This window comes from Bradyrhizobium ferriligni, from assembly GCF_056837965.1.
This window is the reverse complement of sequence record NZ_JBXEJO010000022.1, coordinates 61,065-73,403: the sequence shown is the minus strand read 5'-3', so window position 1 is coordinate 73,403 and position 12,339 is coordinate 61,065. Positions and strand designations below refer to the sequence as shown.

The window sequence follows — 12,339 nt, the reverse complement described above, 5'->3', positions numbered from 1 at the left end:
GAGAATGTTTGGCATTCGGCCAGTTCTCACGGACGGCGCACGCGTCCAGCGTGGCGTTGGCTGGATCGTGCACAACCGACCAGAGAGCGATGGCGACACAGACTGCTAAGCGAGTGCGTTGCGTTCCAAAAACTGGAAGCGTCTTCGACTTTCGCACGTCGAAGTTCTGCTTCGCGTCGGTTCAAAATGATGCCTGTGCGCGAACAGGACCTTCGCAGGAGCAAGCACGCCGACGTGTCGGCGTCTGAGGAGATGCTCGTAGCAGCCGATTGGGATATCGCCGGTCGAACCGTGCGTACGCGACCGACCTTGAACGATCCGTGTTCAGGGTCCAAGCGATCGGGCTTCGCACGTGCAGAGGCAAGGCCGTTAGCATGATGGGCGCGCCTTGGGCCATGAAGGTGGTCGTCTTCCTGCGTAACAGCGCCTGCCAACGGCATGCTGGGCGGAAATCGAACCTGCGCTTGCGAGTCCGATCCCGCAACATTGAGCTTGGTGTCATCGAAATCGCATCATTGGGCTCGATTGCCTGTTGCTCCCTGCTTTCGGCGATCTCCGCACGCAACGATATGGGTGGCGCCCGCGCCGAAGCAGCGGTCCTTGCCACGATGCGGCCGCCCAACCGCCGAGCGATAAATCATATCGATGCGCCACGTCTCTGTCTGATCGACAGCCGGCATTTTTTGCGCGAGATGATGACGGAGCGGTGCGCATGAGTCTCGTCGCTCGCAACAAAATCGATGTCACCATATCGCTTGCTGCCGACGTCATCGCCGCGGTCGAGATCCTGCCGCGAGTCCGGCCGCCACTGGCACGGCTGTTCGCCGGCAAACCGGCATCGGCGTTGCTCAAGGCGCTGCCGCATCTCTTCACAGTATGTGCCGCTGCGCAACAAACCGCATTGCTGTCCGCGATCGAGGCGGCACGTGACGAAAAGATCATCCTCGGGACGACACAGCGTCGTATGATCCTGGTCGTTGCCGAGCGCATCTCAGAATTGCTGCGGGGCCTCTTGGTCGGGCTTCCTACGCCGAACGTCGGTGCGGCGGCGATCCGGTCGCTCATACGGGGACTGTCAATGCTTGTGAGCAGCGCACGGCCAGCACGCGGGTCTGCTCGGCGCGAGGCTATAGCGCAGATTGTGGCTGCGCTCGCGGCACTCGGCATGCCGGTTGAAGATGGCGCGCCGAGGCCTGGTAGCCCGTTCGCGCTTTGCATTGCAGCGCTTGACGAAGTCGACTTGAAGTCCATCTCGATCGCGCACTCGTTCCTGTCCGTTGCCGACGACCGCAACATCACCGAACGGCTGCTCGGCGATGACCCGACATTTTGCCATTGTCCCGATCTTGGTGGGCATGCGCCCGAGACGGGTCCATGGGCGCGCCAAATGACGCGTGATCGGCTCTGGCTGGGTCGGTCGGGTGCGGTCGCGCGGCTGAAGGCTAGAATTGCAGAAATCGGGCAGCTATGCGATTGGCTCAAGGCCGGTGCTCATATCGAATCGGCCGAGCCTGGGATCATCGAACGCTACAAGCTAGGTCCTGGACGAGGCGCGGCCGCGGTCGAATGCGCCAGGGGCCGCCTCTATCACGCGGTCGAGCTTGATCCTCAGGGCCAGATATCCCGCTTCGAATGTCTTGCGCCGACGGAATGGAATTTCCATTGGCGCGGACCGCTTGTCCGGAATCTGCTGGGCGCGGTGCTGACGGCGAGACGACATCAGAAAGCGGTTCGTGCGGTGATTGAATCGCTTGATCCCTGCGTCGGGTTCACACTGAAGTTTCGCAAAGTTGACGATGCATGAAATGGCGCTTTGTCAAAGCATCGTCGAAATCGTCGAGGAGGAGGCGCGTCGCCGATCGTTTTCCCAGGTGCGGAGCGTCTGTCTGGAGATCGGGGCGTTGAGCCATGTTGCGCCTGAAGCGATCAGGTTCTGCTTTGCTGTCGTTGCAACGCGGACCATTGCCGAGGGCGCGGCCCTTAAAATCATCGAATGTCCCGGCGTGGCCTGGTGCATGATCTGTTCGAAGAGCGTCAAGATTGCACGACGCGATGAGTGCTGTCCACGCTGCGGCAGCTATCGCTTGCAGGTAACAGCAGGCGAAGAGATGCGAGTGAAAGAGCTGGAGATCGATTGATGTGTAGCGTATGCGGCTGCAGCGGACAGGCGTCTTCAACCGAACGCGCCGAAGCGCATGATGCCCAAGGCAGCGCTCGCGACCGTCCCCATGTGCAGGACAATTGCGATCGCCAAGAGGCGCATCTGCATGGCGACCAGGGCCTGCAGCAATCACACCAAGCCGGCCATGACCACCCTCATCATCCTGGCCGTCCTCAGGCGCATGGTGGGCAGGCGTTTGTGAGCCGCGGCGCCGATCCGGCTGCCTTGAAGGTCGCGGACATGAGCTGCGAGCATGTCATTCAGGTCGGGCGCGACATCCTGGGCAAGAATAACAGGATCGCGGCGGAAAACCGCGCCCTCTTCATGGCCGACGAGCTGCTCGTATTTAATCTTATGTCCAGTCCTGGTGCAGGCAAGACCTCGCTGCTGGTCCGCGCCGTGTCCGAGCTCAAGCGCAGCTGCACGATCGGGGTCATCGAGGGCGATCAGCAGACCTCGAACGATGCCGAACGCATTCGCTCGGCCGGCGTGCCGGCTATTCAAGTCAATACCGGTAAGTGTTGTCATCTCGATGCTGCCATGATTGGTGAGGCGTATCGCCGCTTGCGACCGCTCACGCGCGGTATTCTCTTCATCGAGAACGTCGGTAATCTGGTCTGTCCCGCTGCCTTCGATCTAGGCGAGGCCTGCAAGATCGTGGTGTTGTCGACCACCGAAGGCGAAGACAAGCCGCTCAAATATCCCGATATGTTTGCCGCTTCTTCGCTCATGCTGATCAACAAGATTGATCTGGCATCGCTGCTTGAGTTCGATTTGGGCAGGACCGTCGAATACGCAAGACGCGTCAATCCCAAGATCGAAGTGCTCACGGTCTCGGCGCGGACCGGCGAGGGTTTTGGCTCACTCTACGCTTGGATCGATAAGCAGGCAGCGCATCAAAGGCGCGCCTTGGAGGATACAAGGCGATGAGCGCCGACATGGTCTGCGACCGAACACGGCTGCGCGTGCGCGTGAGCGGGGCCGTGCAGGGGGTCGGCTTTCGCCCCTACGTCTATGGCCTCGCCAGGCGATACGGATTGGCGGGGTTCGTCGTCAATGGCCCCGAGGGCGTCACAATCGAAGTCGAGGGTAACCGGGCGTCCGAGTTTGTCGCCGCTTTGCCGCTCGAGCCGCCTCCACTGGCACGTATCGACCACATCTGCGTTCAGCGGACCGGGGCGCTCGCGGCACAAGATTTTTCGATTCGCACGAGCGAAGGGGGCAGGTTGTCAACGCGGATCGTTGCCGATGCCGCGACCTGCCGGCAATGCCTGGGTGAGCTATTCGATCCAGAAAATCGCCATTACCTTTATCCCTTCGTCAGCTGCTCCCATTGCGGCCCGCGCTACACGATCGCCGAACAGCTTCCGTACGATCGCCGCAACACGGTCATGAAGGCTTTCAGGCTGTGTGCCGCCTGCGCGGTCGAATATGCTGATCCAGCGAGCCGCAGGTTTCGCGCGGAGGCGATCGCGTGTCCGATATGCGGTCCTCGGCTTAGCCATGGGGTCAACGCCATTGTTGCGGCGATTGCCGGCGGCCAAATCGTGGCGATAAAGGGGCTCGGGGGGTATCAGCTGCTTTGCGATGCGCGCAACCAGGACGCCGTGCAGCGTTTGCGCAGCAGAAAGCAGCGCCCCCAGAAGCCGTTCGCGGTCATGGTCGGTTCTATAGAGCGTGTCAACGAAATCGCGGAAGCGAACGCGGTAGAGCTTGGGCTGCTCGAATCCGTAGCACGTCCCATCGTCCTTTTAGCTTCGCGCAATGATTTGGCGCCCGCGACGGCTCCTGGCTTATCGCGCGTAGGTGTCATGCTGCCGGTAGCGCCACTGCATCACCTCATCTTTCATGCGTTTCACTCGACAGGAGCATGGCTTGCGGGGGCAGCCCCGGTCATCGTCGCAACCAGCGCCAATTCTTGCGGCGAACCGCTCGTGATCGACAACGCGCAGGCGCTGCGGCGGCTCAAGGGGATTGCCGATCTTGTCGTGACCCATGATCGAGATATCCTGACGCGTGCCGATGACACCGTGCTGTCGGTGGTGGCCAGCCGGCCTCGGTTCGTTCGCCGGGCACGTGGCTATGTTCCCGAACCGATCCGGCTTGCGAGGTCTGTGCCAGTCGTGCTCGCCGTCGGCGGCGCGCTGAAGTCAACCGTTACCATCACGCGGGGCAACGAAGCCTTCGTCTCCCAGCATATTGGCGATCTTGATACGGCCGAAGGGATCTGTGTGTTCGAGCAGACGATCCACCACCTCACATCGACCCTTGATGTGGAGCCTGTCGTCATTGCCCATGATCTGCATCCCGATATGGCGTCGACCCGATTTGCGCAAGCAAGCGGCCGGGCACTTGTCGCCGTCCAGCATCACCACGCCCACGCCGCCGCCGTCATCGCTGAGCATGGCCATGCCGGACCTGCGCTTGCCTTGGTGCTCGACGGCCATGGCTTCGGTTCCGACGGCGGTAACTGGGGTGGCGAGCTACTGTTGTGCGAAGAAACGAGTTTTCAACGCATCGGGCATCTCGCGCCCCTGCAAATGCCTGGCGGCGATCGCGCAGCCCGCGAGCCGTGGCGTATGGCAAGCGCAATATTGCAGGCGCTCGGCCGGGGTCATGAAATCGTGCCTCGCTTTGCCGCGCAGCGGCAGGCTGGGCGTGTGTCAGCATTGCTCGATCAAGCGGGCGGGGCCACGACGACCAGCGCGGGCCGGTTATTCGATGCCGCGGCGGCGCTGCTGGGGGTTGTAAGTTTGCAGAGCTATGAGGGCGAGGCCGCGATGAAGCTCGAGGCGCTGGTGCGGCGGACTGAGATATTCGAAGCGGGCTGGACCGTCGACCGCGGCGTGCTGTCGCTTCGTCCGCTATTTTCGCGGTTGATTGCAGACGACATCGACGCCGCGGACGGAGCCGGGCTGTTTCATGGCACCTTCGCCGCCGCCTGCATTGACTGGGTCAGGCGCGCTGCGCGGAGAACCGGCGTCAATACCATCGTTTTAAGCGGCGGCTGTTTTCTGAACGCGGTGCTGGTGGATGAAATTGAGCGCGGTTGCCGCAGCGCAGGCCTCACTCCGCTGGTGCCACGGCAGCTGCCGCCCAACGATGGCGGCTTGAGCCTTGGGCAGGCCTGGATTGCCGCTCTGCAGACTGCCGAACAGTCGTCAGCCCTGGAAGGAGCAACCTGACATGTGTCTTTCGGTCCCGGCAAAGATTTCGAAAATTCTTCCCGACGATATGGCGATCGTGTCCATCGATGGGGTCAGCTTGGAAATATCGATCGCTCTCATCGAGGAGCTCGATGTCGGCGACAGCGTTCTTGTCCATGTCGGCTACGCGCTATCCAAGATTAACCCGACAGAAGCCAAGCGCACGTTGGAGCTCTTGCAGGAGCTGGGCAGTGCAGGGCAGGAACTCCGATGATGAAATATGCCGATGAATTTCGTGACAAGACCATCGCACAGGGGCTCGCGCGGGCGATTGGCGCCGAAGCTGGTGCGCGACGGGCTTACCGGTTCATGGAATTCTGCGGCGGACACACTCATGCGATCTCCCGCTACGGCCTCGAGGATTTGCTGCCCGCGAACGTTCGCATGATCCACGGGCCCGGTTGTCCGGTCTGCGTTCTGCCCGCCAGCCGGATCGACATGGCGATCCGGCTCGTCGAGCGGCCGGAGGTCACTCTGTGCGTGTATGGCGACCTGATGCGCGCGCCCGGCTCGCAGGGGCAGTCCCTCATGCGCGCCAAAGCGCTCGGCGCAGACATTCGGATGGTCTATTCGACGCTCGACGCTATCCGGCTCGCCGAACAGGCACCAAACCGGGAGGTGGTCTTCTTTGCTATCGGATTTGAGACCACGACGCCCCCGACCGCGGTGATGGTCCGGATTGCTGAAAAGAAGCGGCTGAGGGGCCTCAGCGTGTTCTGCAACCACGTGCTTACGCCCTCTGCGATGCACAGCATTCTCGAGAACCCGAAGATGCGCAACATCGGTGGGGTCGCAATCGATGGCTTCGTCGGTCCTGCACATGTCAGTACGATCATCGGTACGCAGCCTTACGAGCCCCTGGTGGAACAATTCGGTAAGCCGATCGTCATCGCGGGATTTGAACCGCTCGACGTGATGCAGGCGATCCTGATGCTGGTGCGGCAGGTGAACGAAGGCCGCTACGAGGTGGAGAACCAATACAGCCGTGCAGTGACGCGCCAAGGCAATCGACGCGCCAAGGACGAGGTCTCGCAGGTATTCGAACTGCGTGAGCAGTTCGAATGGCGGGGGCTTGGGCTCGTCTCCAACAGCGGACTGAAGCTCAAGCGGGCTTACGCGGGATTTGATGCCGAGGCGCGTTTTGCGATGCACGAGCTGCATGTCGCCGACAATCCGGCATGCGAGTGCTGCGCGATCCTGCGCGGCGCCAAGCGGCCGGTTGACTGCAAGCTGTTTGGAACCGTCTGCACGCCGGAAACACCCATCGGGTCCTGCATGGTTTCCTCGGAAGGCGCTTGTGCCGCGTATTGGACCTACGGCCGAGTTCGCGATGATCAAGTGAGACGGTTGTCATGAGCCTCAAGGATTATCATGGCAAGCTCGACGTCGAGAACGGACGCGTTGATCTTTCCCACGGATCCGGGGGGCGCGCCATGGCACAACTGATCTCCGGCCTTTTTCACCAAGCCTTCGGTAATGAATGGCTCGCCCGCTGCAATGATCAGTCGGCGTTTGAGGTTGCGGCAGGCAGAATGGTGATGACGACCGACGGCTACGTGATTTCGCCACTGTTCTTTCCCGGCGGCAATATCGGGTCGTTGGCGGTGCACGGCACGATCAATGATGTCGTGATGGCCGGCGCGCGTCCGCTCTATCTGTCGGCTAGCTTCATCATCGAGGAGGGTTTCCGGCTTTCGGATCTAAGGACGATTGCGCAGTCGATGGGCGCGGCGGCGCGCGGTGCCGGCGTTAACATCATCACCGGGGATACCAAGGTCGTCGAGCGCGGCAAGGCGGATGGGTTGTTCATCTCTACGACCGGGATTGGGGTTCTGGCCGATGGGATCGATCTGTCCGCCGACAAAGCAATGATCGGGGACCGTGTGCTGGTGTCGGGCAGCCTTGGCGATCATGGGGTGGCGATCATGTCAACCCGCCAGAACACCGCTCTTCAAGTTGAGATCGTCTCGGATTCCGCATCGCTGCATGACCTGGTGGCCGTCATGATGGCGGCTGGCGGGCGCGGCATCCGCGTGATGCGTGACCCCACGCGCGGCGGTCTTGCCGCCACTCTCAACGAGATTGCGCATCAATCTGGCCTCGGGTTCCGTCTGCAGGAAGCAGCCATTCCGGTTAAGCCCGCGGTTGCGGCCACCTGCGAACTCCTTGGGCTTGATCCGATCCATGTCGCCAATGAGGGTAAGCTCGTTGCGATCGTCGCGTCTGATGTCGCTGATGCCGTACTTGCAGCCATGAAGGCGCATCCGCTTGGGTGCGATGCAGCCGATATTGGCGAGGCCGTAGCTGACGATCACAAATTTGTGCAAATGGCGACCAGTTTTGGCGGCGGACGAATTGTCGATTGGTTGTCAGGCGAACAATTGCCTCGGATCTGTTGAACACGCCACGCCCATTTGCGGGGAGCATGAGGGAACGATGATTAGCTCAGCGAGCATGGTCGTCTCAACCCGCTTCGCATCTGCTTGTTTGAAATCCTGCGTAGCTGGTCCAAGATCGCTGAATTCCTGCGCCATTTAGGCGCCAGCCTCGCAATATCGTTACGCTCTTGCGATTAAAAAAAAACCTCTAGGCAGGGAGTTTTCAAATGAAGGTCGGAGTCCCCAAGGAAATCAAGGCGCACGAATATCGCGTGGGCCTTACCCCTGGAGCCGTCCGCGAATACGTGGCAGCGGGCCACCGCGTGATGATCGAGACCAATGCCGGCGCCGGCATTGGTGCAACCGATGACGATTATCGCGCCGCCGGCGCAACGATTCTCGATTCGGCAGGCGAAATATTCGCGTCGAGCGAGATGATCGTAAAGGTTAAGGAGCCTCAGCCGTCCGAATGGAGCCAGCTGCGGGAGAGCCAGATCCTCTTCACTTACCTGCATCTGGCGCCAGACCCGGAGCAGGCCAGGGGGCTCCTGAAATCTGGGTGCACCGCGATCGCTTATGAGACCGTAACTGATGCCCATGGTGGTCTTCCACTGCTGGCGCCGATGAGCGAGGTCGCGGGTAGGCTTGCGATCGAAGCTGCGGGTAGTGCGCTGAAGCGCAGTGCAGGCGGACGAGGGCTGTTGATCGGTGGGGTGCCCGGTGTTCAGCCGGCTCGGATCGTGGTGATCGGAGGCGGCGTCGTCGGCACGCACGCCGCACGCATGGCGGTCGGTTTGGGCGCGGAGGTCACCATCATCGACCGTTCGATACCCCGGCTCCGCGAGTTGGACGAGCTATTCGAGGGGCGTGTTCGTACCAGATTTTCCACCATCGAATCCGTGGAGGAGGAGGTATTTGCGGCCGATGTGGTGATTGGTGCGGTGCTCGTTCCCGGAGCGAGCGCGCCGAAGCTGGTCCGCCGGAGCATGCTGAGCTCAATGCGTAAGAGGGCGGTCATCGTAGATGTCGCTATCGATCAAGGCGGCTGCTTTGAGACATCGCACCCAACCACTCACGCTGATCCAACTTACGAAGTGGATGGCATCATTCATTACTGCGTCGCGAATATGCCCGGCGCTGTGCCGTTGACCTCGAGCCAGGCACTGAACAACGCCACGCTGCCGTTTGGTTTGGCTCTGGCCAACAAGGGCTTTTCCGCCGTGCTCGAGAATCCGCACCTGCGCGCGGGCCTCAATGTCCATCGGGGCCGGCTGACTTACAAGGCGGTTGCCGAGAGTCTCGGGCTCCCCTTCTCTCCGATCGAACGGGCTGCGGCCTGATTCCCAGAGGCCCACACGGGCGTTTCCTCCCTGACTTGGGCCACCCTTCGGGGTGGCTTTTTTTCGGCTCCCTCGATCTGCTCAGTCCTGCTGGCCTTTCTTTGGAGCGCGGAACGAAGCCGAGGGATCACCAGACGATCGCTTGGCTTTCGGTCGTCCCCGTGATGCGAGCCAAGTACCTCCGTCCTCTACAGGGAAAGCAGGTTTTCCGGTGATCCGCGGGGATTGAACATTGCCTGCCGCAGCTCGCCCAGAGGGACCGCGATCATCGAAGCGACCTTTATCTGCGCGATCGGGCACGACGTTTTCTGGCTGTGCTGTGAAGAGGCGAACTGGGCTGGCGAACGCGGCCTCGTCGGCTGACCGCCGCCGGACCGACCCTGCGGTCCAACTATGTGTCGAGATCGAGCTGCCGAGAGGCCGATTGTAGCATTTGCGACAATCGTTGAGGCGGCGACATGCATTGGAAAATAGCCGAGAAAAATCAAGCCCAGGCTCTTTGGCATAAGACTTGAAAGCAAGAAGCGGTCCGCACTTTGCTTATGGAATCGCAGTAATGGCCTACAAGATAATCGCGTCCCAGTGCACCGTCTGTGGCGCGTGTGAATTCGAATGTCCCAACGCGGCGATCAGCCTGAAGAACGATATATATGTGATCAATCCGGCCCAGTGCACTCAATGTGAGGGTCATTTTGACGCGCCGCAATGCGCTGTCGTTTGCCCAGTGCCCGACACCTGCGTGCCGGCATAGGGGGTAGCCCATGAGGGGGACTCCGGCACAAAGCAGGATGAAGACTCTAGCGACAGTTGTCTGGGTCGGGGGCCTGATTCTCTCACGCGCTGATCCCGCGTTGGCCATGACTTGCGCGATCAGCTTGGAGGGGCGCGCGGGGCAATCATCGTCGGCTGGAGTTTTCCGTGTGGGAGCGGAGTAGACAATGGTAGCTGTGCCAGAGACGGTCGAGCGCGTCCGGCGCATCGACGTCGACCAGTATCGATATGGGTTTGAGACGCTGATCGAGTCCGACAAGGCCCCGAAGGGGCTGTCGGAAGACACCGTCCGCTTCATCTCCGCAAAGAAGAATGAACCGGCCTGGATGCTGGAATGGCGCCTGGAGGCGTATCGCCGCTGGCTGACCATGACCGAGCCGACCTGGGCGCGCGTCGACTATCCGAAGATCGACTACCAGGACATCTACTACTACGCGGCGCCGAAGCCGAAGAAGACGCTGTCCTCGATCGACGAGATCGATCCGGAAATCCTCAAGACCTACGAGAAGCTCGGCATCCCCTTGCGCGAGGTCGCGATCCTCGAGGGCGTCGAGCCGCCGCCCGGCGGCGAGCAGACGCCGAACCGCAAGATCGCGGTCGACGCCGTGTTCGACTCGGTCTCGGTCGCGACCACCTTCCAGAAGGAGCTGAAGGCGGCCGGCGTGATCTTCATGCCGATCTCGGAGGCGATCCGCGAGCATCCCGAGCTGGTGCAGAAATATCTCGGCACCGTGGTGCCGACTTCGGACAATTACTTCGCGACATTGAATTCGGCTGTGTTCTCCGACGGCTCGTTCGTCTACGTGCCGCCGGGCGTGCGCTGCCCGATGGAGCTGTCGACCTATTTCCGCATCAACGAGCGCAACACCGGCCAGTTCGAGCGCACGCTGATCATCGCCGACAAGGGCTCCTACGTCTCCTATCTCGAGGGCTGCACCGCGCCGCAGCGCGACGAGAACCAGCTGCACGCCGCCGTGGTCGAGCTCGTCACGCTCGACGATGCCGAGATCAAGTATTCGACGGTGCAGAACTGGTACCCGGGCAATTCGGAAGGCAAGGGCGGCATCTACAATTTCGTCACCAAGCGTGGCGACTGCCGTGGTCGCAATTCGAAGATCTCCTGGACCCAGGTCGAGACCGGTTCGGCGATCACCTGGAAATATCCGAGCTGCATCCTGCGCGGCGACAATTCGAGCGGCGAGTTCTACTCGATCGCGATCTCGAACGGTTTCCAGCAGGTCGATAGCGGCACCAAGATGATCCATCTCGGCAAGAACACGTCGAGCCGGATCATCTCCAAGGGCATCGCCGCCGGCAAGTCGCAGAACACCTATCGCGGTCTCGTCAGCGCCCATCGCAAGGCCACCGGCGCGCGCAACTACACCGCCTGCGACTCGCTTCTGATCGGCGACAAATGCGGCGCGCACACCGTGCCCTATGTCGAGGCCAAGAATTCCTCGGCGACGTTCGAGCATGAAGCGACGACGTCGAAGATTTCCGAGGACGTGCTGTTCTACTGCATCCAGCGCGGGCTCTCGCAGGAAGAAGCCGTCGGCCTCGTCGTCAACGGTTTCGTGAAGGACGTACTGCAGCAACTGCCGATGGAGTTCGCGGTGGAAGCGCAGAAGCTGATCTCGATCAGCCTTGAAGGTTCGGTTGGCTAATCCATCCCGCTAACGGCGCGGCCGACGCGCCTCGGGGTGATGCTCAGGAAAAATCAGATGTCTCTGCTTGAAGTGAAAGATCTGCAGGTTCGTGTCGAGGAGCGTGAGATCCTCCACGGGCTGTCGCTCACGGTGAACCCGGGCGAGGTGCACGCGATCATGGGGCCGAACGGCTCCGGCAAGTCGACGCTCTCCCACGTCATCGCCGGCAAGCCGGGCTATGAAGTCACCGGCGGGCAGATCCTGTTCAGGGGCGAGGACCTCCTGGAGATGGAGCCCAACGAGCGCGCCGCCAAGGGCGTGTTCCTGGCGTTCCAGTATCCGGTCGAGATCCCCGGCGTCACCACCTGGAATTTCCTGCACGCGGCGCTCAACGCCCAGCGCAAGGCGCGCGGTGAGGACGAGATCTCGTCGCCGGCCTTCCTCAAGAGGGTCCGCGAGGTCGCCAAGTCGCTGAACATTCCACAGGACATGCTGAAGCGCGGCGTCAATGTCGGCTTTTCCGGCGGCGAAAAGAAGCGCAACGAGATCCTGCAGATGGCGCTGTTCGAGCCGGCCGTCTGCATCCTCGACGAAATGGATTCCGGCCTCGACATCGATGCGCTGCGGATCGCGGCCGACGGCGTCAACGCGCTGCGCTCGCCTGAGCGCGCGATGGTCGTGATCACCCACTATCAGCGGCTGCTCAACTACATCGTGCCCGACTTCGTGCACGTGATGTCGAAGGGCCGGGTGGTGAAGAGCGGCGGCAAGGAACTGGCGCTGGAGCTGGAAGAGTCCGGTTACACGCAGTTCGAAGACGCTGCCTGACAAACGCGG

At 61.4% G+C, this 12,339-nt stretch carries 12 protein-coding genes; all 12 read left to right on the top strand.

Annotation, left to right across the window (positions count from 1 at the left end):
• The first annotated feature begins 320 nt into the window (after nucleotides 1-320).
• Nucleotides 321-716, top strand: a complete 396-nt coding sequence (hybE, locus tag AC1VNY_RS15340) for a [NiFe]-hydrogenase assembly chaperone HybE (RefSeq protein ID WP_482405770.1) — start codon at nucleotides 321-323, stop codon at nucleotides 714-716.
• Nucleotides 713-1,804 carry a nickel-dependent hydrogenase large subunit gene (locus tag AC1VNY_RS15335; protein WP_482405769.1) on the top strand — a complete coding sequence of 364 codons (1,092 nt, stop codon included), beginning with the start codon at nucleotides 713-715 and terminating at the stop codon, nucleotides 1,802-1,804. Before hybE ends, AC1VNY_RS15335 begins: the two co-directional genes overlap by 4 nt.
• Nucleotides 1,797-2,138: a hydrogenase maturation nickel metallochaperone HypA gene (hypA, locus tag AC1VNY_RS15330; RefSeq protein WP_482405802.1), complete on the top strand. Its 342-nt coding sequence runs from the start codon at nucleotides 1,797-1,799 to the stop codon at nucleotides 2,136-2,138. The genes AC1VNY_RS15335 and hypA overlap by 8 nt, the downstream gene beginning before the upstream one ends.
• Nucleotides 2,138-3,091, top strand: coding sequence for a hydrogenase nickel incorporation protein HypB (hypB, locus tag AC1VNY_RS15325; RefSeq protein WP_482405768.1), 954 nt, complete (start codon nucleotides 2,138-2,140; stop codon nucleotides 3,089-3,091). The genes hypA and hypB overlap by 1 nt, the downstream gene beginning before the upstream one ends.
• The gene (gene hypF / locus AC1VNY_RS15320; protein WP_482405767.1) at nucleotides 3,088-5,346 is read left to right on the top strand and encodes a carbamoyltransferase HypF; all 2,259 of its coding nucleotides are present in this window, start codon (nucleotides 3,088-3,090) and stop codon (nucleotides 5,344-5,346) included. Before hypB ends, hypF begins: the two co-directional genes overlap by 4 nt.
• 1 nt (nucleotide 5,347) lies before the next feature.
• Nucleotides 5,348-5,581, top strand: a complete 234-nt coding sequence (locus AC1VNY_RS15315) for a HypC/HybG/HupF family hydrogenase formation chaperone (protein ID WP_194456587.1) — start codon at nucleotides 5,348-5,350, stop codon at nucleotides 5,579-5,581.
• Complete coding sequence (gene hypD / locus AC1VNY_RS15310; RefSeq protein ID WP_482405801.1) at nucleotides 5,581-6,723, top strand: hydrogenase formation protein HypD; 1,143 nt, start codon at nucleotides 5,581-5,583, stop codon at nucleotides 6,721-6,723. The genes AC1VNY_RS15315 and hypD overlap by 1 nt, the downstream gene beginning before the upstream one ends.
• Complete coding sequence (hypE, locus tag AC1VNY_RS15305) at nucleotides 6,720-7,766, top strand: hydrogenase expression/formation protein HypE (protein WP_482405766.1); 1,047 nt, start codon at nucleotides 6,720-6,722, stop codon at nucleotides 7,764-7,766. The genes hypD and hypE overlap by 4 nt, the downstream gene beginning before the upstream one ends.
• Before the next feature lie 206 nt (nucleotides 7,767-7,972).
• Nucleotides 7,973-9,085, top strand: a complete 1,113-nt coding sequence (gene ald / locus AC1VNY_RS15300; RefSeq protein ID WP_482405765.1) for an alanine dehydrogenase — start codon at nucleotides 7,973-7,975, stop codon at nucleotides 9,083-9,085.
• 556 nt (nucleotides 9,086-9,641) lie between these two features.
• Complete coding sequence (locus AC1VNY_RS15295; protein WP_168855154.1) at nucleotides 9,642-9,836, top strand: 4Fe-4S binding protein; 195 nt, start codon at nucleotides 9,642-9,644, stop codon at nucleotides 9,834-9,836.
• Nucleotides 9,837-10,023: 187 nt separating this feature from the next.
• The gene (sufB, locus tag AC1VNY_RS15290) at nucleotides 10,024-11,520 is read left to right on the top strand and encodes a Fe-S cluster assembly protein SufB (protein ID WP_482405764.1); all 1,497 of its coding nucleotides are present in this window, start codon (nucleotides 10,024-10,026) and stop codon (nucleotides 11,518-11,520) included.
• 57 nt (nucleotides 11,521-11,577) lie between these two features.
• A complete protein-coding gene (gene sufC / locus AC1VNY_RS15285) occupies nucleotides 11,578-12,330 on the top strand; it encodes a Fe-S cluster assembly ATPase SufC (RefSeq protein ID WP_482405763.1) in 753 nt (250 codons plus the stop codon).
• Nucleotides 12,331-12,339: the final 9 nt, after the last annotated feature.